Origin of the sequence: Solimonas flava DSM 18980 (assembly GCF_000426685.1) — a bacterium.
Lineage (GTDB): Bacteria > Pseudomonadota > Gammaproteobacteria > Nevskiales > Nevskiaceae > Solimonas > Solimonas flava.
Genome location: NZ_AUFV01000008.1, coordinates 210,151 through 231,084 on the forward strand (window position 1 = coordinate 210,151; position 20,934 = coordinate 231,084).

Annotated in this window: 20 protein-coding genes; 16 read left to right on the top strand and 4 right to left on the bottom strand. The window is 69.9% G+C overall.

From position 1 onward, the window contains the following. Positions 1 to 8: 8 nt before the first annotated feature. Positions 9 to 362 carry a response regulator gene (locus K343_RS0109945; protein ID WP_028007950.1) on the bottom strand — a complete coding sequence of 118 codons (354 nt, stop codon included), beginning with the start codon at positions 360 to 362 and terminating at the stop codon, positions 9 to 11. A 164-nt stretch (positions 363 to 526) separates the two neighbouring features. Between K343_RS0109945 and gshA the strand changes: the two genes are divergently transcribed. From gshA to K343_RS0109995, 10 genes are all read left to right on the top strand, one after another. Beyond that, a complete protein-coding gene (gene gshA, locus K343_RS0109950) occupies positions 527 to 1,861 on the top strand; it encodes a glutamate--cysteine ligase (protein ID WP_028007951.1) in 1,335 nt (444 codons plus the stop codon). Between the two features lie 78 nt (positions 1,862 to 1,939). Then, positions 1,940 to 2,707: a hypothetical protein gene (locus K343_RS0109955; RefSeq protein ID WP_154662504.1), complete on the top strand. Its 768-nt coding sequence runs from the start codon at positions 1,940 to 1,942 to the stop codon at positions 2,705 to 2,707. 53 nt (positions 2,708 to 2,760) lie between these two features. Then, on the top strand, positions 2,761 to 3,720 hold the full coding sequence (gshB, locus tag K343_RS0109960; protein ID WP_043112457.1) for a glutathione synthase: 960 nt from the start codon (positions 2,761 to 2,763) through the stop codon (positions 3,718 to 3,720). A 114-nt stretch (positions 3,721 to 3,834) separates the two neighbouring features. Next, the gene (locus K343_RS0109965; RefSeq protein WP_028007954.1) at positions 3,835 to 4,395 is read left to right on the top strand and encodes a YqgE/AlgH family protein; all 561 of its coding nucleotides are present in this window, start codon (positions 3,835 to 3,837) and stop codon (positions 4,393 to 4,395) included. 196 nt (positions 4,396 to 4,591) lie between these two features. Next, positions 4,592 to 5,005, top strand: coding sequence for a Holliday junction resolvase RuvX (gene ruvX / locus K343_RS0109970; protein WP_020648548.1), 414 nt, complete (start codon positions 4,592 to 4,594; stop codon positions 5,003 to 5,005). A 67-nt stretch (positions 5,006 to 5,072) separates the two neighbouring features. Then, entirely contained in the window at positions 5,073 to 6,104 is a 1,032-nt protein-coding gene (locus tag K343_RS0109975) for an aspartate carbamoyltransferase catalytic subunit (RefSeq protein WP_028007955.1), read from the top strand. Continuing rightward, on the top strand, positions 6,101 to 7,438 hold the full coding sequence (locus tag K343_RS0109980; protein WP_154662505.1) for a dihydroorotase: 1,338 nt from the start codon (positions 6,101 to 6,103) through the stop codon (positions 7,436 to 7,438). The genes K343_RS0109975 and K343_RS0109980 overlap by 4 nt, the downstream gene beginning before the upstream one ends. 72 nt (positions 7,439 to 7,510) lie before the next feature. Next, positions 7,511 to 7,876: a response regulator gene (locus K343_RS0109985; RefSeq protein ID WP_028007957.1), complete on the top strand. Its 366-nt coding sequence runs from the start codon at positions 7,511 to 7,513 to the stop codon at positions 7,874 to 7,876. 29 nt (positions 7,877 to 7,905) lie between these two features. Continuing rightward, positions 7,906 to 9,924, top strand: coding sequence for a methyl-accepting chemotaxis protein (locus K343_RS0109990; RefSeq protein WP_028007958.1), 2,019 nt, complete (start codon positions 7,906 to 7,908; stop codon positions 9,922 to 9,924). 221 nt (positions 9,925 to 10,145) lie between these two features. Beyond that, positions 10,146 to 11,798, top strand: coding sequence for a phosphoenolpyruvate carboxykinase (ATP) (locus K343_RS0109995; protein ID WP_028007959.1), 1,653 nt, complete (start codon positions 10,146 to 10,148; stop codon positions 11,796 to 11,798). 54 nt (positions 11,799 to 11,852) lie between these two features. Here the strand turns inward: K343_RS0109995 and K343_RS0110000 are convergent, their stop codons facing one another. Next, the gene (locus tag K343_RS0110000) at positions 11,853 to 13,229 is read right to left on the bottom strand and encodes a sensor histidine kinase (RefSeq protein WP_028007960.1); all 1,377 of its coding nucleotides are present in this window, start codon (positions 13,227 to 13,229) and stop codon (positions 11,853 to 11,855) included. Further along, positions 13,222 to 13,884: a response regulator gene (locus tag K343_RS0110005; RefSeq protein WP_028007961.1), complete on the bottom strand. Its 663-nt coding sequence runs from the start codon at positions 13,882 to 13,884 to the stop codon at positions 13,222 to 13,224. The genes K343_RS0110000 and K343_RS0110005 overlap by 8 nt, the downstream gene beginning before the upstream one ends. 73 nt (positions 13,885 to 13,957) lie before the next feature. Here K343_RS0110005 and K343_RS0110010 point away from each other — a divergent pair, with 73 nt between their 5' ends. The 6 genes from K343_RS0110010 to K343_RS21635 all read left to right on the top strand — a co-directional run bounded on the left by K343_RS0110010 (position 13,958) and on the right by K343_RS21635 (position 18,869). Beyond that, complete coding sequence (locus K343_RS0110010; RefSeq protein ID WP_084615810.1) at positions 13,958 to 14,503, top strand: cytochrome b; 546 nt, start codon at positions 13,958 to 13,960, stop codon at positions 14,501 to 14,503. Positions 14,504 to 14,525: 22 nt separating this feature from the next. Further along, on the top strand, positions 14,526 to 15,860 hold the full coding sequence (locus K343_RS0110015; protein WP_028007963.1) for a hypothetical protein: 1,335 nt from the start codon (positions 14,526 to 14,528) through the stop codon (positions 15,858 to 15,860). Next, entirely contained in the window at positions 15,860 to 16,234 is a 375-nt protein-coding gene (locus K343_RS0110020) for a c-type cytochrome (RefSeq protein WP_043112458.1), read from the top strand. The genes K343_RS0110015 and K343_RS0110020 overlap by 1 nt, the downstream gene beginning before the upstream one ends. A 67-nt stretch (positions 16,235 to 16,301) precedes the next feature. After that, a complete protein-coding gene (locus tag K343_RS0110025) occupies positions 16,302 to 16,931 on the top strand; it encodes a fumarylacetoacetate hydrolase family protein (RefSeq protein ID WP_043112459.1) in 630 nt (209 codons plus the stop codon). Next, positions 16,931 to 17,605 (top strand): DUF502 domain-containing protein, encoded by a 675-nt coding sequence (locus K343_RS21630; RefSeq protein WP_211226207.1) that lies wholly within the window; start codon positions 16,931 to 16,933, stop codon positions 17,603 to 17,605. The genes K343_RS0110025 and K343_RS21630 overlap by 1 nt, the downstream gene beginning before the upstream one ends. Positions 17,606 to 17,627: 22 nt before the next feature. Then, positions 17,628 to 18,869 carry an MFS transporter gene (locus tag K343_RS21635; protein ID WP_043112461.1) on the top strand — a complete coding sequence of 414 codons (1,242 nt, stop codon included), beginning with the start codon at positions 17,628 to 17,630 and terminating at the stop codon, positions 18,867 to 18,869. 50 nt (positions 18,870 to 18,919) lie between these two features. Here K343_RS21635 and K343_RS21640 read toward each other — a convergent pair whose 3' ends face one another. Next, on the bottom strand, positions 18,920 to 20,926 hold the full coding sequence (locus K343_RS21640) for a DUF389 domain-containing protein (protein ID WP_051278136.1): 2,007 nt from the start codon (positions 20,924 to 20,926) through the stop codon (positions 18,920 to 18,922). Positions 20,927 to 20,934: the final 8 nt, after the last annotated feature.

Genomic DNA, 20,934 nt, shown 5'->3' on the forward strand with positions numbered 1-20,934 from the left:
CGGGCGCGTCAGCGGCGCACGTGGGCGCGCACCGCGCCCAGCAGTTCGTCGCGCGTGAACGGCTTGGTCAGATACTCGTCGGAGCCGACGATGCGGCCGCGGGCGCGGTCGAACAGGCCGTCCTTGGAGCTGAGCATGATGACCGGCGTGCCGCGGAACTGCGGATTGTTCTTGATCAGCGCGCAGGCCTGGTAGCCGTCGAGGCGCGGCATCATGATGTCGATGAAGATGATGTCCGGCTGGTGATCGGCGATCTTCGACAGTGCCTCGAACCCGTCCTGCGCCGTGACCACCTGATAGCCCTCCCGCGCAAGCAGGGTCTCGGCCGTGCGGCGGATGGTCTGACTGTCGTCGATGACCATGACCCGGGCCGTGGCATTTGCCTCTGTGGACACTCCCTTCCCCCTCAAGCGCTTGCGCTGCGATGTTGCGGCGGTTTTTAGCATAGTCCCTGCGAGGCTGCCTATCGGACCCCGCGAGCGTCGGGTTCGGGCCGCCGAACGCGCTTGCGTTACTATCCGTTCCCATGAACACCGACCCGAATCCGCACCCGGTGCCGCGCCTGCTGACGGCGCAGACCGGCCCGCTGCTCAAGCTCGAATCGACGCTGCTGGCGCGCGCCGCCGACATCGAAGCCTGGTTCCGCCAGCAATGGCAGAAGACCCCGCCGCCGTTCTACAGCTCGGTCGACCTGCGCAACGCCGGCTTCAAGCTGGCGCCGGTCGACACCAACCTGTTCCCCGGCGGCTTCAACAATCTCAATCCGGCGTTCGAGACGCTATGCGTGCAGGCCCTGCAGGCGGCGATGCAGCGCGTCTGCCCGAACGCCTCCGGCGTGCTGCTGGTGCCGGAGAACCACACGCGCAACAAGTTCTATCTGGAAAACGTCGCGACCCTGTACGGTCTGATCAAGAAGGCCGGTTTCCACGTGCGCATCGGCTCGCTGCTGCCGGAGCTGCGCGAGCCGCTGGAGCTGACGCTGGAGATCTCCGGCCGCAAGCTGCTGCTCGAACCGCTGCAGCGCACGGACGACCGCGTGCACGTCGGTGATTTCTATCCGTGCACGGTGCTGCTCAACAACGATCTGTCGGCCGGCGTGCCGGAGATCCTGCAGGGCATCGACCAGGACGTGGTGCCGCCGCCGGACCTCGGCTGGCACCTGCGCCAGAAGTCGAACCACTTCGGCTTCTACCGCGAAGTCGCGCGCGAGTTCGCGGCCGTCGCCGATATCGATCCGTGGCTGGTCGATCCGCTGTTCCGCAACTGCGGGCAGATCAACTTCATGAAGCAGGAAGGCATCGACTGCCTGGAAGCGAACGTCGGCCTGCTGCTCGAGGACATTCGCGCCAAGTACGCCGAATACGACATCCGCGACGAGCCCTTCGTCATCGTCAAATCCGACGCCGGCACCTACGGCATGGGCGTGATGACCGCCAAGAGCGTCGAGGACGTGCGCAACATGAACCGCAAGGCGCGCACCCACATGGCCAGCGCCAAGGAAGGCCGCGAGGTCACCGGCGCGATCATCCAGGAAGGCGTCTACACCTTCGAGAAGATGGGCGCCGACGAGGCGACCGCCGAGCCGGTCGTCTACATGATCGACCGCTTCGTGGTCGGCGGCTTCTACCGCCTGAACTCGCAGCGCGGCAACCAGGAGAACCTCAACGCGCCGGGCATGCGCTTCGAACCGCTGGCGTTCGACGAGCCCTGCTGCGCGCCGGACCACAGCTGCGGTCCGGACGAGCGCCCCAACCGCTTCTACGCCTACGGCGTCGTCGCCCGCCTCGCGGCGCTGGCGGCGGCGCGCGAGATCGCCGCGGTCAGCGCGATCCGCGCCGAAAGCAGCGCCGCGGCGGCCTGAAACGCCGGGTGCCGGGCCGCGCCGGCGGCCTTGGCACCCGAATTGCTGGCCGATCGGGGTCCAGGAAAGGAGTCCTCGATGAAGCCAGGGATCATGGCCGTGGTCGCGTGTGCCTGCGCGACCTTCACCGCATCCGCCGTCGCCGCCGATTGCCGGCTCGCCGACACGGTGCCGCTGCGCATGTACGTCACCAAGCCCGACGATCTGTTCCTGCCGCTGGCGGAACCGCTCGCCGTGCCGAGCTACCGCCTCGGCGAAGCGCTGACCGTCAAGGCCGGCGACATCGTGCTGAGCCGCAAGGTGGCGATGGTCGGCAAGCTCGCGCGTTTCGATGCCGACGTCGCCTACCGTTCGCACATGCCGTTCTCGACCGACTACACGCTCAAGGGCGGCGTCGACTACCCGCTGCTCGCGATCAGCACGACGACGCAGCTGCACGCGATCGCACTCAAGGTCTCGAACGGCAACGACGACTACGTGTTCGTCGACGGCAACGGCGCGCTCTGCGAGAAGCCGATGGTCTACGAGCACTGGCACGAATACCTGACGTATCGCGCCGGCCGCTACAAAGCCGAGCCGGAGCTCGCCGCGCACCTGCTCAGCACCGAGCCCGCTGCGGTCGAGGCCGGCGCCGACGGCGACACGATCCTCGTCGACCACATCGACGCGGCGGCCGTGGACTTCAGCCTGCGCCGCACCGTCCACGGCAAGATGGGCGAGGCGCAGAAGTTCTCGTTCGACATCCACAGCAAGGAAGTCGCGCTCGGCGGCTATACGCTGCGCCTCGACGCGGCGACGCCGGACAGCCTGACGCTCGCGGTGGTCGGCGAACCGGCGCTGCCGTAGCGCGCGCGGCGGCGCCCTACCCGGGCGCCGCCGATGCCGCTACGCTGCGCGGCATGAAAAGCTCCGCACCGAAGACGCTCGGGGTCGTCATGGACCCGATCGCGACGATCAAACCGTACAAGGACACCACGCTGGCGCTGATGCTGGCGGCGCAGAAGCGCGGCTGGACGCTGCGCTATCTGGAAATGAACGATCTCTGGCTGCGCGACGGGCACGCCTGGGGTCACGCCCGTCCGCTGACCGTGTTCGACGACAAGAAGCACTGGTTCGAACTCGGCGAGCCGGACACCGTCGCGCTCGGCGATCTCGACGCGATCCTGATGCGCAAGGACCCGCCGTTCGATCTCGAATACATCACCGCAACGTACATCCTCGAACGCGCGGAGGCCGCCGGCGCGCTGGTCGTCAACCGGCCGGCGAGCCTGCGCGACTGCAACGAGAAGATGTTCACCGCCTGGTTCCCGGAGCTGACGCCGCCGACGCTGTTCTCGCGCAGCGAGGCGACGCTGCGCGCGTTCCACGCCGAACATCGCGACGTCATCTACAAGCCGGTCGACGGCATGGGCGGCATGGGCATCTTTCACGTCGACCCGTCCGGCCGCAATCTCGGCGCCGTGATCGAGGAGCTGACGCGCCACGGCACGCGCACCATCGTCGCGCAGAAGTACCTGCCGGCGATCAAGGACGGCGACAAGCGCGTGCTGGTCGTCGACGGCGAGCCGGTCCCGTACTGCCTGGCGCGCGTACCGCAGGCCGGCGAGACGCGCGGCAATCTCGCCGCCGGCGGACGCGGCGAACCGCGGCCGCTGAGCGCCCGCGACCGCCAGATCGCCGAAGCGGTCGGCCCCGAACTCCAGCGCCGCGGCCTGCTGTTCGTCGGCCTCGACGTGATCGGCGAGCATCTCACCGAGATCAACGTCACCAGCCCGACCTGCGCGCGCGAAATCGACGCCGCCTACGGCACCGACATCGGCGGCCTGCTGATCGACGCCATCGAACGGCGCCTCGCCTAGCATCGCGCGCACGGCGGAGCGCCGCGCCGCGACCGTTCGGCGGCCCGGCGCTTGCCGATGCCGGACCCGGTCCTGATACTGGACCGGACCCCTAGCCTCGCAGTCTCGAATGCCATGAGCGACGAAGACTTCCTGAAGCATCAGTTCCTGGTGGCGATGCCCAGCCTTGAGGATGAGAACTTCGTGCAAACCGTGTCGCTGCTCTGCGAGCACAACGACAGCGGCGCGATCGGCCTGGTCATCAACCGGCCGACCGACCTGAAGCTCGGCGACATGATGGAGCAGATGGGCCTGGAGCACGGCGCGCTCGGCGACGAGGCGATCGTCTTCTGGGGCGGCCCGGTGCAGCCCGAGCGCGGCTTCGTCGTGCACCGCCAGCCGGGCGGCTGGGAATCCAGCCTCGAAGTCGGACAGGACCTTTACATCACCACCTCGCGCGACATCCTGCGCGCGATCGGCCAGGGCGAAGGCCCGCGCGACTACCTCGTGGTGCTCGGCTACGCCGGCTGGGGCGCCGGCCAGCTCGAAAGCGAGATCCTGCACAACTCCTGGCTCAACACGCCGGTCGACGAGCAGATCCTATTCCGGACGCCGGCGCGCGATCGCTGGCAGGCCGCGACCCGCCTGCTCGGCGTCGACGTCACCCAGCTCGCCGGCGACGCCGGCCACGCCTGAGGCGGCGGCGCCGGACGGCACAGCGCCCCGCGCCGAGGCCGCGCGACGCAAGGCGGCAGCGCACGGCGGACAGCCATCGCCGCCGACGGCCGTGCGCAGGCCGTTCGCGCCGTCCTCGAACGCCGCACGGGCGCTGCGCCGCCGGCCGGCGTTTGCTACGGTTGCCGGCCCGATCCCCGTCCGCGTACGCACCGCCATGCCCACCTACCTCGGCTTCGACCACGGCGAGAAACGCGTCGGCGTCGCGCTCGGCGACGATCTGACCGGCAGCGCGCGGCCGCTGCCGGCGCTCGCCGACGGCGACTGGGCCGGCATCGAGCGCCTGATCCGCGAGTGGCGGCCGGCGGCGCTGATCGTCGGCCTGCCGCTGAACGAGGACGGCGCCGAGCAGCGCGCCACGGCTGCGGCGCGCCGCTTCGCCGCCCAGCTCGCGCAGCGCTACGGCCTGCCGGTGCACCCGGTCGACGAGCGCTACTCGTCGCGCGCCGCCGACGACGCGCTGCGCGAGGCGCGCGCCAGCGGCCGCATGGTGCGGCGCGTGCGCAAGGGCGATCGCGACGCCCAGGCGGCGCGCGTGATCCTTGAACAATGGCTCGCCGAGCACGCATAAGGCGCCCGCTGCGGAAAGTCCCGCGCTTTCAAAGCACGCGCGCGCTGGGCGACAATAGCCGCCCAGAATGAAGACCACCGAACCGAACCCCGGCCTCCAGCTCGACGCGCGCGGGCGGCTGTGCCATCTGCTGACGCTCGATGGCCTGCCGCGCGAGCTGCTGATCGACATCCTCGACGAGGCCGAGGCGCACGACAAAGTGCTGCGCGGCCAGGACAAGAAGCAGGGCACGCTGTCCGGACGCACCATCGTCAACCTGTTCTTCGAGCCGAGCACGCGCACGCGCACCACATTCGAGCTCGCCGCCAAGCGCCTGTCGGCCGACGTGCTGAACCTGCAGGTCTCGGCCTCGTCGACGTCGAAGGGTGAAACCCTGTTCGACACGCTCAAGACGCTCGAAGCGATGCAGGCCGACATGTTCGTGGTCCGCCACGAAGCCTCGGGCGCCGCGCACTTCTTCGCCGAGCACGCCGCGCCGGGCGTGGCGATCCTCAACGCCGGCGACGGCCGCCACGCGCACCCGACGCAGGGCCTGCTCGACCTGTTCACGATCCGCCGCTACAAGGGCGGTGGCGTCGGCGGACCGTCGAACGACTGCTTCAAAAAGCTGACGGTGGCGATCGTCGGCGACGTCCTGCACTCGCGCGTCGCGCGCTCCGACATCCACGGCCTGCGCATCCTCGGCACCAAGGAAATCCGCGTGGTCGCGCCGCCGACGCTGGTGCCGGCCGGCATCGAGGCGATGGGCGTCAAGGTCTTTCACGAGCTCGAAAGCGGCCTCGACGGCGCCGACGTGGTGATCCTGCTGCGCCTGCAGAAGGAACGCATGATGGGCGCCTTCCTGCCGTCGCTCGCCGAGTTCCACCGCGACTTCGGCCTGACCCGCGCGCGGCTCGCCAAACTCAAACCCGAGGCCATCGTCATGCATCCGGGTCCGATCAACCGCGGCGTCGAGATCGAGGGCGACGTCGCCTACGGTCCGCGCTCGCTGATCCTCAACCAGGTCAGCCACGGCATCGCCGTGCGCATGGCGGTGATGTCGATGATTCTTGGCGCACCGGCCCCGGCCGAGGCGCGTTCGCCGCGGAGCCGCCGATGAAACCGCAGTCTCCGGACTGGTCGCCGGCCCGCGCCGTGAAGCCGGACAGCCCGACGCCGCGCTCGCTGCTGATCCGCGGCGCGCGCGTGCTCGATCCCCGCAGCGGCTTCGACGGCATCGGCCAGGTCGGCATCCGCGACGGCCTGATCGTCGCCTGCGAACCGTCGCTGCCGGACGAGACCTACGACGAAACGATCGACGCCGACGGCCTGTGGCTGATGCCGGGCGTGGTCGACCTCTGCGCGCGTTTCCGTGAGCCGGGGCAGACACACAAGGCCAGCTTCGCCAGCGAAGTGCCGGCCGCGCAGGCCAGCGGCATCACCACCGTGCTGCTGCCGCCCGACTGCCAGCCGGTGATCGACTCGCCGGCGATGCTGCTGCGCGTGCAGCGCATCGCCGCGCAGGCCGGCGGTCTCGACGTGCGCGTGCTCGGCGCGCTGACCAAGGGCCTCGGCGGCGAAGCGCTGGCCGAACTCTCGTCGCTGAAAAACGCCGGCGCCAGCGGCGCCAGTCAGGCGCTGCAGCCGATCCGCGATTCACTGGTCGCGCGCCGCGCCCTGGAATACGCGCACGGCCTCGGCGTCACCGTGCACGTGTTCGCGCAGAACGCCGCGCTCGCCGCCGGCGGCTGCGCGCACGAAGGCGCGATCGCCACCCGCCTCGGCCTGCCGCCGATTCCGGCCGCCGCCGAGGTATCCGGCATCCGCTTCTGGATCACGCTGGTCGAGGACACCGGCGCGCGCGTGCACTTCTGCCGTTTGTCGACCGCACGCGGCGCCGAGCTGGTGGCGCTCGCGCAGCAGCGCGGCCTGCCGGTCAGCGCCGACGTCGCCGCGCACCAGCTGTTCCTGACCGACGCCGACATCGACGGCTTCAACGCGCTGTGCCATGTGCAGCCGCCGCTGCGCGGCGCGGCCGACCGCGAGGCGCTGCGCGAGGCGGTCGCCAGCGGCGTGATCGGCGCGGTCTGCTCCGACCACCAGCCGCACGAAGCCGACGCCAAGATCAATCCGTTCCCGCTGACCGAGCCTGGCATCTCGGCGCTCGAAACGCTGCTGCCGCTGACGCTGGCGCTGGTGCACGAAGGCCGGCTGTCGCCGCTGGCGATGGCCGAGCGCCTGAGCCTGGGCCCGGCACGCATCGCCGGACTCGACGCCGGCCGCCTCGACGCCGGCCAGCCGGCCGACCTCGTGCTGCTCGATCCGGACGCGGAATGGACGCTGCACACCGAGCGCATGCTCAGCGCCGGACGCAACACGCCGTTCGATGGGTGCGCGCTGCGCGGACGGGTCGTTCGTACCGTTTATCGGGGTCGGACGGTGTTCGCGGGATAGCGGCATTCCGCGCCGGCGCGGCACGCGGTATATAGTGAAGATCGACGCCCGCGGGGGGCGCAGGGAGAATATATGGCTCGAGTCATGATCGTGGACGATTCACCCACGGACGTGCAGAACCTCAAGAGCGTCTTGCTGAAGGCCGGGCATCAGGTCATCGAGGCGACATCGGGTCAGGACGCGCTGGAGCGCGTCAAGAGCGAGAAGCCCGACGTCGTCATCATGGACGTCGTCATGCCGGGCGTGAACGGCTTCCAGGCGACGCGCACGCTGTCGAAGGATCCGGGCACCGCGCACATCCCGGTCATCGTCGTCAGCAGCAAGAACCAGGAAACCGACCGCGTCTGGGCGCTACGCCAGGGCGCGCGCGAATATCTGGTCAAGCCGGTCAAGGAAAGCGACCTGCTCGCCAAGATCAAAACCGTCCTCGGCGCCTGACGCGCCGGGCACCCTAGCTGGGAGAACTCATGGCGGAATCGTCCGCATCGCGGCCTGCGCTCGGCAATCGCCGTGAAACGGTGCTGTTCGCCAGCGCCGTCGTCCTGATCACGGTCGCCCTGATCGGCTTCTTCCTGTCGCAGCGCACCAAGGATCGCGAACAGACCTGGGTCGAGCTGGCGCACTCGCTGTCGACCAACATCGGCGACATCAGCAAGGTCGGCGAGGAAACTGCCAGCGGTGGCCGCCCCGACTTCCTGCTGCTGGCGGCGCACGTCGAGGACATCGACGCCACCATGCAATCGCTGAGCGGCGGCAACGACGACGCCGGCATCGCGCCGGCGCCCGGCGCGGTCGCCGGCGAGCTGGCGGCGACGACCAACGCCTGGAAAGCGATGAAGCAGGCCACGCAGACGATCCTGCAGGCCGAAGCCCCGTACAAGAAGACGGCGGCGGCGACGGCGACGATCGTCGAGGCGATCCATCCGAGCGACCCGAACGCCAAGGGTCTCTCCGAACTCTACGAGCAGGCCATGCAGCGCCTGGCGCGCGGCAATCCCGACGCGCTCGCCCGCGCCGCGCAGCAGGTCGTACGCCTGGAGCGCATCGCCACGGTGGCGCGGCGCGTGCTCGACCGCGGCCGCGACGCGCAGGTCAGTGCCGACGCCCTCAACGCCGAGCTGACGGCCTTCAATGCCGACAACGAAGTGCTGGTCGCCGACGGCAGCGCCGGCTTCGCCGCGCGCACCGCACAGGATCAGCTCGGCAAGCTGCGTCAGGCCGCGGCGGCGATCAGCGAATCGGCGCCGGCGCTGGCGCAGATGCAGGCCGCCGCCGCCGAGCTCAAGGCCAAGGCCGCCAACGTCATCTCGACGGCCTCCGAACTCGAACAGCGCCTGATCGACACGCGCACCCGCCAGGTCGTGCTGCCGGTCGTCGTCTATGTCTCCGGCGCGCTGGCGATCCTGGCGCTGATCGCCTTCGGCGTGCTCAACGTGCTGAACACGCGCAGCCGCCTGCAGCGCGCCGAGGAACGCGACGGCAAGCAGCAGCAGGCGATCCTGTCGCTGCTCGACGAAATCACCAACCTCGCCGACGGCGATCTGACGGTCGACGTCACCGTCACCGAGGACTTCACCGGCGCGATCGCCGACTCGATCAACTACACCGTCCAGAACATGCGTAACCTGGTCGGCACGATCACCTCGGCGTCCGAGAACGTCGCCACCGCCGCCACCGGCACGCAGGAGACGGCGCTGAAGATGAGCGAGGCCTCCGAGCGTCAGGCGCGCGAGATCAACGCCGTGACCAACACCATCGCCGCGACCTCGCAGTCGCTGCAGCAGATGGCGGGTCAGGCCGAGAAGCTCGCCCAGCAGGCGCAGCAGTCGGTGCAGATCGCCCACGACGGCGCCGGTACCGTGAACCGCACGATCCTCGGCATGAGCGCGCTGCGCGAGCAGATCCAGGACACCTCCAAGCGCATCAAGCGCCTCGGCGAGTCCTCGCAGGAAATCGGCAACATCATCGAATTCATCAACGACATCGCCGAGCAGACCAACACCCTCGCCCTCAACGCCTCGATCCAGGCGGCGATGGCCGGCGAGGCCGGCCGCGGCTTTGCGGTGGTCGCCGACGAAGTCCAGAAGCTCGCCGAACGCGCCGCCAGCGCCACGCGCCAGATCGAAACCCTGGTCAAGACCATTCAGGCCGACACCCAGGAAGCGATCACCTCGATGGAGCGCTCGACGCAGAACGTGGTCGGCGGCGCCAAGAGCGCCGAGGAAGCCGGCCAGGCGCTGACCAAGGTCGAAAGCTCCTCGCAGGACCTGTCCAAGCTCATCACCGAGATTGCCAATTCGGCGCGCAGCCAGTCGGCATCGGCGACGCGCATCGCCGGCACCATGCAGGTGATCCGCGACATCGCCGTACAGACCTCCGGCTCCGCCAGCCAGACCGCGCGCGCGGTCGGCGAGCTGACCGACATGTCGGAAAAGCTGCGCGAATCGGTCGCCGGCTTCAAGCTGCCCGAGCAAGGCTACGTTTAGTCGCAGCATGCACGCCCCGAACCCGGCCGCCGCGCCGGGTTTTTTTGTTCTCGCGGCCACTGCGCGACAGGCGTCACTTTGCTAGAAAGCGCTGCCACAGTGCTGCGGTTGCGCCGGTATAGGGCGTCCCCTACCATTTGCCGCCTTTGCCGCGCCGTCCGCGACGCGGCGCCGGTCATCGCACCGGTATTTGCGGTTTTTCCGTCATCTGAGGATTTTGCATGAGCTTTCAGGCCGATCTCGAAAAGCTTCTCGGGCTAAAGGACGTCACGTACAAGTACGAATTGTCGAAGGCCGAGCTTTTCCACGAGGCGATCGCCAACGACCGCGGCCGCGTCCGCCGCGACGGCCCGAGCGACGAGCAGAAGGCCTATTCGACCGTGCTGGGCGTCAACGGCCCGCTGGTCTACTACACCGATCCGGACTGCACGGGCCGCCGCACCAAGGACACCTACGCGGTGCAGTGGCCGGAAGTCGAAGGCGAGATCTGGTTCAAGGCCGACCTCAATCCGTACGACCCGCAGAAGTACGAGGGCCTGCTGCAGCGCGTCGTCGCGCATGTGAACGCGAAGAAGTCGACGCTGTACGTCAAGGACGTGTTCATGGGGTCCGATCCGGACTTCGCGGTGCCGTACCGCTTCGTCGGCGAGTACGCGACGCACGCGATGTTCGCGCACAACATGTTCCCGAAGAACCTCAAGGGCGTGAAGGACGTCGAGGCGCGCCGCTGGACCATGCTCAACGTGCCGAGCTTCATGTGCGTGCCCGAGCGTGACGGCTGCCGCGCCGAAGCGGCGGTGGTCATCGACACCAAGAACCGCATCTGTCTCGTCGCCGGCCGCGCCGACTACTGCGGCGTCGTCAAGAAGACCATCTTCACCGTCGGCAACTACCTGCTGCCGACGCAGGGCCGCCTGTCGATGCATTGCTCGGCCAACGTCGGCGCCAAGGGCGACGCCGCGATCCTGTTCGGCCTGTCCGGTACCGGCAAGACCACGCTGTCGGCCGACGCCTCGCGCCGCCTGATCGGCGACGACGAGACGATCTGGTCGGACAACGGCCTGTGCAACCTCGAGGACGGCTGCTACGCCAAGCTGATCAACCTCGACAAGGACGCCGAGCCGGTCATCGCCCAGGCGCTGTCGAAGCCGGGCACGATCATCGAGAACGTGCCGCCGCTGCCGGGCAAGCGCATGGAAGAGTGCCATCCGGACGTGCTCGACCTGTTCGACGATTCGATCGCCGAGAACACCCGCTTCTCGTACCCGCTCGAAGCGAACCCGAACGTCATGCCGAACGGCCAGGGTCCGCATCCGCAGACCATCGTGCTGCTGACCGCCGACGCCTTCGGCGTGCTGCCGCCGATCTCGATCCTCGACTCGAAGGACGTCATGTACCACTTCGTGTCGGGCTTCACCGCGCGCGTCGCCGGCACCGAAGTCGGCATCACCGAGCCGACGCCGACGTTCTCGGCCTGCTTCGGCGGTCCGTTCATGGCGCACAAGCCGAACGTCTACGCCAGGCTGCTCGCCGACAAGATGGAACACCACAAGGCGCGCTGCATCCTGCTCAACACCGGCTGGAGCGGCGGTTCGTACGGCGTCGGCAAGCGCATGTCGCTGAAGGTCACGCGGGCGCTGCTCAACGCCGCGCTCAACGGCGAGCTCGACAACGTCGAGACCGAGGAGCAGCCGATCCTCAAGCTGAAGATGCCGAAGTCCTGCCCGGGCGTCGACAGCACGATCCTGAACCCGCGCAACACCTGGGCCGACCAGGACGCCTACGACGCGACCGCGATCAAGCTGCGCGACATGTTCCGCGACAACTTCAAGAAGAAGGGCTTCGCCGCGTTCGGCATCGAAGAGCGCATCTAGCCTTTTCGCAGCAGCACCCTGGGGCGGCGGCCGGCGACGGTCGCCGCCCTTTTTTCATGCCGGCTCGACCGTCTCGACCGGCGTCGCGGCAAGGGGCAGCCGCGCCGGCAGCACGACGACCAGCGTCGCGCCGCCCGCCTCCGAGTCGCCGACCACGGCGCTGCCGCCGAGCCGCTCGGCGATACGGCGCACGATGTAGAGCCCGAGGCCGGTGCCGGACCCTTCCTCGCCAAGCCGCACGAAGCGCTCGAACACGCGTACGCGCTGCGCCTCCGGGATGCCGCAGCCGTCGTCGGCGACCAGCAGCTGCAGGAAGCCGTCGCGCTCGCGCGCCTCGATCTTCACGCGCGTCGCGCCGCGCGCATGGCGGATTACGTTTTCGAGCAGATTGCGCAGGATCAGGTGCACCGCCTCGGGAAAGCGGGCGACGGCCTCGGGCGCAACCTCGCAGGCGATCTCGATCGGCCGCGCTTCGATCTGCGGCGCCAGATCGCGCCGCACCAGTTCGACGACTGCCGACAGCGACAGCGGCGCGCTCGGCGGCAGCGCCGCCGGCCAGGCCGAGAGGCGCGCGATCATCAGCAGTTCCTCGACCAGGCGCGCGCAGGCGGCGCTGGCCGAGACGATGCGCTGCAGCACCAGCGCCACCTCGGCGCGGGTCTCGCGGCGCAGCAGCGCCTGGGCATCGACGCGAATCGCCGACAACGGCGTGCGCAGCTCGTGCGCGGCGCTGTCGTTGAAGCGGCGCTCGTCGTCGAGCGCGGTCGCCAGACGCTGCAGCAGCACGTTGAAGGCGCCGGCCAGCGGCCGTACCTCCTCGGGCAGGCGCTCCGGCGCCAGCGGATCGAAATCGTCGGGATCGCGCCGGGCGATGCGGTCGGCCTCGCCGGCGACCTCGCGCATCGCGCGGCCGACGACCAGGCTGATGCCGGCGGCCAGCAGCGGAAACACCACGGCCGCCGGCAGCAGCAGCCACAGCGCCAGCGTGCGCGCGCCCTGCTGGTGGTTCCAGGCCGGCGCCGCGACCAGCACGCGACTGCCGTCGGCATCGGCGGCCGCGGCGTAGACGCGCAGCACGCGGTGGCCGTCGAAGCGGTTGCTGTAGCCCTGGCGCAAGGCCGCCAGCGGTTCCGGCGCCAGTCCGGCCGAACGCGCCAGCAGGCGGCCGTCCGCCGTCCAGATCTGGAACATCAGTTCGTCCGGGCGCTCGGGCAGGCGCAGCGGCCCGCTGCCGCGCCGCTCGTCGATCAGCGCCGCGCACAGCGCCAGATCCTCGTCGAGATCGGCGCGGCCGGCGTGGATCACGACGCCCAGGCCCAGCGCGGTGAACAGCGCCCAGAGCACGGCGATGACGATCAGGATGTCGCGCCGCAGCCGGCGGCGGATCGACAGCGGTGCCCGCCGGGAACCGATCGGCAGCGCCTCAGGCATCGGCGTCGATCGTGTAGCCGAGGCCGCGCACCGTGCGTACTAGGCCGCTGCCGAGCCGGCGCCGCAGGTGGTGGATGTGGACCTCGACGGCGTTGCTCTCGACTTCCTCCCCGGCCGGATACAGCGCGTCCTCGAGCTGGCGCCGCGTCAGCACGCGGCCGCGGCAGCGGATCAGCTCGACCAGCAGCGTGTAGGCGCGCGGCGGCAGCTCGATCGAGGCATCGCCGCGCCATACGCGCCGCGCGACCGGATCGATGCGCAGATCGCCGTGCCGCAGCTCGGCACCGCCGCGCTCGCAGCTGCGCCGCGCCGCGGCGCGCATGCGCGCCAGCAGCTCGTCGAGATCGAAGGGCTTGACCAGGTAGTCGTCGGCGCCGCGGTCGAGACCGAGCACGCGGTCGCGCACCGTGTCGCGCGCGGTGATGACGACGATGCCGGTCAGCGGATCGCGCTCGCGCAGGCGCGGAATCAGGTCCAGGCCCTCGCCGTCCGGCAGCTGGCGGTCGACCAGGACGATGCCGTACTGCGTGGTATCGGCGGCGAGCCGGGCGGCGGCCAGCCCGCGATGCCAGTCGACGACGTAGCCCTCCTGACGGAGAGCGGCGAGCAGCGACGAGCCCAGCAAGGGATCGTCTTCGACGAGCAGGACGCGCATGCCGGGCATTATGGCGCGGGCGGACTTAAGCAGTTCTTAAGATCGCCGCCCTACGGTTGCCGCACTCTCCCTCGTGAGCGCTCGCGTGCCGTCCCGACATCCTCGCCCCCTGATCTGGCTCCACTGGCTGACCCTGCTGCTGGTGCTCGCCGCCGTGGTCGTCGCCCTGAGCCGCGAGTGGATCGACAGCCGCGATCTGCGCGCGCTGCTGCTCGACGCGCATCGGCAGATCGGCCTCGTGGTGTTCGGGCTGACGCTGGTCCGGCTGTTCTGGCGCGGCCGCGGCGAGCACGCGTTCGCAACCGATGCCGACGGCGTCCACCGCTGGCTGGTGCGCGGCTCGCACGCCTCGTTCTATCTGCTGCTCGCCACGCTGCCGGTGCTCGGCCTGCTCGCCTCGCAGGCGCGCGGCCAGGCCGTGCACCTGCTCGGCCTGCCGCTGCCGACGCTGCTGGCGCGCAACCGCGATCTCGCCGAGCAGATCACCGAAATCCACGAGTGGAGCGCCTGGAGCCTGCTGGCGCTCGCCGCCGGCCACGCCGCCGCCGCGCTCTGGCACCACTACATCCGCGGCGACGACACCCTGCGTCGCATGCTGCCGTCGCTGCGAATCCGCTGAACGACCCCACAGGAGAGTCCGCATGTCGCTGTCCGCTGTTCGCGCTTCCACGCTGCTCCGAGGCCTGCTCGCCGGCCTCGGTCTGCTGCTCGCCGGCCAGGCCCAGGCCCTGCCTGCCTATGCCCGCCAGACCGGCCAGGATTGCGGCGCCTGTCACGTCGGCGCCTTCGGTCCGCAGCTGACGCCGTACGGCCAGCGCTTCAAGCTGGGCGGCTACAGCGACGGCGACGCCCGTACTGTGCCGCTGTCGGCGATGTTCGTCGGCACCTTCACGCACACCCAGCAGAACCTCGACGAGGCGCCGGCCCGGCATTACGACAGCAACGACAACTTCGCCGCGCAGGAAGCCTCGGTGTTCCTCGCCGGCCGCCTCGCCGACCACCTCGGCAGCTTCACGCAGGTCACGTACTCGGGCATCGACCGCAAGTGGGCCTGGGACAATCTCGACATCCGCTACGCGCGCGACCTCACCGCCTACGGCAAGGATCTGACCGTCGGCGTGTCGCTGAACAACAATCCGGGCATTACCGATCCCTGGAACACACTGCCGGCCTGGGGCTTCCCGTACGTCGGCTCCGAACTCGCGCCGGAAGCGCCGGCCGCGCCGCTGCTCGCCGGCGGCCTCGAAACGCAGGTGCTCGGCCTCAATGCCTACGCCCTGCTCGACCAGCGCTGGTACGCCGAACTCGGCGCCTACCGCTCGCCCGGCCACTCGCTGCTCGACAGCCTCGGCGTGCCCAAGGACGATCTGGTGCGCACCGCCGGCCTGACTCCATACCTGCGCCTGGCCTACACGCGCGATCTGCATCGCCAGAACTACTCGGTCGGCCTGGTCGGCATGAGCTCCGACATCTCGCAGCCCGGCACCTCGGCGCACGACCGCTACGACGACATCGGCATCGACGGCTCGTACCAGTTCCTCGGCACGCGCCGCGACATCTTCACCGTCAACGGCCTCGCCGTGCGCGAGAAGCAGACGCTGTCGGCCAGCCTCGACACCGGCGACGCCGGCAAGAAGAGCCAGAACCTGACGAGCTACAGCCTCAACGCCTCGTACTACCGCGACCAGACCTACGGCGCGACGCTCGGCTACTTCGCCACCGACGGCAGCCGCGACACGACGCTGTACGGCGACAGCGCCGCCGGCCGCCCGAACACGCGCGGCGAGATCCTGCAGCTCGACTACACGCCGCTCGGCAAGGAGAACTCGTGGCTGGCGCCGAACCTCAACCTGCGCCTCGGCCTGCAGTACACGCTGTACAACCGCTATGACGGCAAGAGCAGCAATTACGACGGTGCCGGCCGCAGCGCGTCCGACAACAACACCCTGATGGCCTTCCTGTGGATGAGCTTCTGATGCGTACCACCGGTTTCCTCGCCGCGGCGATCCTGCTCGCCGCGGCGGGCAGCGGCCCGGCCCGCGCCGACGTCAATCGCGGCGCCGATCTCTACGACGAGAACTGCGCCGATTGCCACAGCCTCGCCAAGCCGCTGAAGAACAAGAAGGGCCCGGGTCTGGTCGGCGTCGTCGGCCGCACCGCGGCCAGCGTGCCGGACTTCAACTACTCGGACGCGCTGCGCGCCGCGAAGCTGGCCTGGACGCCGGATCAGCTCGACGCCTACCTGCGCGCGCCGAAGACGCTCGTGCCCGGCGGCAAGATGAAGTTCGACGGCATGGACAAGGCCGACGAGCGTCGCGACCTGATCGAGTTCCTCGCCACACAACGCTGAAAAAAAACCGTATCGTCCCCGCCCGCCAGCGCACGGGCGGGGACGCTTGCGGTATCGTTGGCGGGCCATGAATCCCGTCAATCGCATCTTCTGCATCGGCAAAAACTACGCTGAGCACATCACCGAGCTCGCCCATCTCGGCCACGCGCCGGATGGCGAGTGCGTGATCTTCATGAAGCCGGTTTCGGCGCTGGTCGAGGAAGGTACGCCGATCACGCTGCCGAAGGGCCACGGCGCGATCCACCACGAGGCCGAACTGGTCGTGCAGCTGACCGGCGGCGGCCGCGACATCCCGCTCGCCGAAGCCCTCGACTGCGTCGCCGGCATCACGCTCGGCCTCGACCTGACGCTGCGTGATCTGCAGACCGAGCTGAAGAACAAGGGCAAGCCCTGGGAGCTGGCCAAGGCCTTCGACGGCGCGGCGCCGCTCGGCGACGTGCAGCCGTACCTGAACCAGGATCTGCAGAAGCTCGAATTCACCTGCCACGTCAACGGTAAGCTGCGCCAGCACGGCAAGACCGCGGAAATGCTCTACCCGGTCGCGCAGCAGATTCACATCCTCTCGCAGACCTGGGCGCTCGAACCGGGCGACCTGATCTACACCGGCACACCCAAGGGCGTCGGACCGCTCGAAGCGGGTGACGAGATCGTGCTCGAGAGCCGCGGCATCGGCCGCTTCGCCTGGAGATGCGTCTGATGGATCCGTCGCCGCTGATTTCCGGCGCGGCCCGCATGACCGCGCGCAAGGCCGTCTCGATCTTCCTGACCGGCCTGTTCGCGATCCTGCCGATCCTGGTCACGATCAGCCTCGTGATGTGGCTGATCGGCGCCGCCGAATCGGTGTTCGGCGGCGTGCTCAGCGTGCTGCTGCCGGGCGGCCTGTACCAGCGCGGCATGGGCCTGGTGATCGCCATCGGCCTGATCTTCTTCGTCGGTCTGGCGATGCAGGGCATCGTCTCCAAGCAGGTGCTGGTCTGGGTCGACCAGCAGCTGAACCGCATTCCGCTGATCAAGACCATCTACGGCGCGGTGCGCGATCTCACCGATCTGGTTTCGAACAAAGGCGGCCAGAAGCTCGGCAAGGTCGTCATGCTGCAGTGGCCGGGCCAGCCGATCCGCCTCGTCGGCTTCGTCACGCTCGAAGATCTGAGCCGCTTCGAGATCGCCGCCGAAGAGGATTGCGTGGCCGTCTACATGCCGATGAGCTACCAGATCGGCGGCTACACCGTGTTCATTGCGCGCAAGTACCTCACGCCGCTCGACATGAGCCTCGAGGACGCGATGCGCTTCGTCATCACCGCCGGCGTCTCGCGCTCCGACAACGGCCTGCGCGGCGCGGCGCCGCCGCCGCCGAACACGCCGCCGCTCTGAACCGGCCGTCGCCCCGCACCGCATGAGCCGCGCCTACCGGCTGGGGCTGCTCGCGGCGCTGTATGTCGCGCAGGGCCTGCCCTACGGTTTCTTCACGCAGGCGCTGCCGGTGCTGATGCGCGAGATGGGCTATTCGCTGGTCCGCATCGGCGCAACCAGCCTGCTGTTCCTGCCGTGGGCGCTGAAATTCCTGTGGGCGCCGTACGTCGATCACTACGGCACGCGCCGGCAGTGGCTGCTGCCGCTGCAACTCGCCGCCGCCGCCGGCGCGGCGCTGCTCGCCGTGCTGGAGATTTCGACCTCGCTGCGCTGGGTGTTCGCCGCGCTGGCGCTCTTCAACCTGATCGCGGCGACCCAGGACATCGCCACCGACGGCCTCGCCGTCAACCTGCTCGGACCGCGCGAGCGCGGTCTCGGCAACGGCATCCAGGTCGGCGGCTACCGGCTCGGCATGATCGTCGGCGGCGGGCTGCTGCTGTGGATCTATGCGGTCGCCGGCTGGCGGCCGATGTTCGTGGCGATGGCGGCGCTGCTGCTGCTGACCGCGTTGCCGGTGCTGCGCCTGCGCGAGCCGCGGCGCGCCGCGGCCTCGCCGGCGCCGCAGGCGCTGGCGCTCGCCGGCGGCTGGTGGGCGCGCCTGCGCCGCCCCGGCGTGCTGCCGTTCCTGGCGCTGATCTCGTTCTACAAGTTCGGCGACTCGATGGGCGCCGCGCTGGTCGGTCCGTTCATGAAGGACAGCGGCTTCGGCCTGGCGCAGATCGCGCTGATCAAGGGCACGCTGGCCTCGCTCAGCGCCTTGGCCGGCGCCGCGCTCGGCGGCTGGCTGGCGTTCCGCTGGGGCCGGCGCCGCGCGCTGCTGGCCGGCGGCCTGGCGCAGACGCTGAGCCTGGCGATGTACGCATTCGCCGCGCTGGCCGTCGGCGGCGCCGGCTTCGGCTACGCGCTGACCGTCGCCGCCTGCGTCGCCGAGCATGTGCTCGGCGGCATCGCCACCGTCGCCCTGTTCACGCTGATGATGGACGCCGCCGAGCCCGAGCACGCCGGCACCGACTACAGCCTGCTCGCCTGCACCGTCGCCGTCGCCCAGGGCCTCGCGTCGATGAGCGCCGGCGTCGTCGCCGAAGTCGGCGGCTATCCGCTGATGTTCGGCGCCAGCGTCGCGCTGTCCGCCGCCGGCTGCATCGCCCTGGTCCGCGCGCTCGACCGCGGCGCCGGCCCGGCCCGGCTCGCACCGGTCTGGCCGCGGCGCCCGCCGTCGGGCTAGGGCCTGTCAACGCTAATAGCGTCGCTGTGGCCGAGTCCCTTCAGCAGGCCCTAACGCACGACGCGCAGGCTCAGTTCGAGCTGTACCGGACGCCCGAGGCGGCGTTCGAGCACAGCCTTCAGCGCGTCGATCTCGGCCGAGCTCAGCATGTCGGGTGCCGACGCGGTCGCGCGCACGATCGCGCGCTCGCCGTCGAGGCTCACCTGGATTTCGCCGAGCGCGATCTGCCGCGAACCGACTTCGAGCGCGGCGCTCTGCAGCTGTCGCTCCAGCTGCCAGACCTCGACGATGCGGTGGAACGACACGTACAGCGGCAAAGCCATCGCCAGCAGCGCGGCGGCGAGGATGCGCAGGCCGCGTGCGGCGGTCTGGATCGGCGCATAACCGAGCACCAGGAAAGTGAGCGCCGCGGTCGAGGCGATGCCGACCAGGTTGGTGAGGAACAGCAGCAGCGCGCCACCGACGATGCGGGCCTCGCCCCAGCCGAAACCGATGCCGGCGACCGCCAGCGGCGGCACCAGCGCCACCGCGATCGCCACGCCGGGCAGGGTCTTCATCACGCCTTCGCGAGCATAGGCATAGGCCGCCGCCCAGCCCGACACGACGGCGACGCCGAGATCGAGCAGCGTCGGATGCAGGCGCGCCTCGATCTCCGGCGTGACGCGTCGCAGCGGCGTCAGCAGCGCCAGCAACGCGGCGGCGCCGAAGGCCAGCGCCACCCCGATCGCGATCGTGCGCAGCGAGGCCTGCAGCAGGCGCGTGTCGCGGCGCAGGATCCCCATCGCCAGCGAGATGATCGGCGACATCAGCGGCGCCAGCACCATCGCGCCGATGATGACCGCCGGGCTGTTCAGGACCAGGCCGAAACCGGCCAGCAAGGTCGCCGCGAGCATCAGCGCCAGATAGTCCGGCGTCACGCGCGCGCTGTCGCGCAGCAGGCGAAAGAGGTCCTTGAAGTCGTCCTCGAGCGCATGCGTGAACAGCGGCAGGCGCGAGCTGATCGAGGCCAGTCGCGCCTCGTTCTCAGGCAGCGTCTGCAGACGCAGCGTGTCGCGTTCGTCGGTGCAGGCCGGGTTGGCCTCGGCGTAGGCCGGTCCGGCCTTGATCGCCAGCGCCGCCGGCTCGACCTCGAAGCGGATCTGCGTCGCGCTGCGGCGGCGCCCGTCGACGCGGTAGGCCAGCGCCGGCTCGCTCTCGACCAGCAGCTTGCGCGTCTTCACGAACGAGAATGCGCGCGGCAGCTTGTCGCCGCCGAACATGCCGCGGCCGAGGGCCGCGAGGTACGCGACCACCGAGGCCGGCGCCAGCAGCAGCGCCGACAGGCGGCCGTCGCGCGCGGAAAGCCGATCGCCGGCGAGCTGGCCGCTGAGGCGCTCGGCGTCGTTCTCGAACACGACGATGCCGGTGATCGCGGTGCGGCGCGGCTGGTCCTCGTCGCCGATCCGCAGTTGCACGCGCGTCGGCCGGATCGCGAACAGGCGCTGCGTCGCCTTCCAGTAGACGCCGAGCGCGGCCCGCGCCCGCGCCCACAGCGTCGGCTGCGCGCGCACGAAGACGCGGCCACGATTGTCGAGGAAAGGCACGTCGCCGATCGTCACCGCACTGAGCACCGGCTCGCCGTTGCAGCGGGTCAGATCGACCGGCACGTCGTCGCCGTCGAAGGCCAGCGCCAGCTGCGCGTCCGGGGCCTTCGGCAGACCGAACAGGCGCGGCAGCATCGACGTCGCGGCGGCGAGCAGGCCCAGGCTGGCTTTTTGCGCGACGGCCAGTTCGAACAGCGCCGCGAGACGCTCGTCGGGCACCGCCAGCACCCAGTGCGCGCGCCCTTCGGCGGCAGCCGGCTCCCGCAGCAGGGCCTGTACCTCGATTTCGTGCAGCGCGAGTCCGCGCTCGGCGGCGAAGCGGCGCGCAGCGCTCACCGACGACGGCTCGCCCTCGTGCACGAGCAGCACGGCGGCCGGCGCCGAAGCGCCGGGAACAGCGGGTTCGGGAACGGTGGTTTCGGAAGCGGCGGTTTCGGGAATGGCAGCTTCGGCTGCGGCGGGCTTGGCGTCCATGCGCCGAG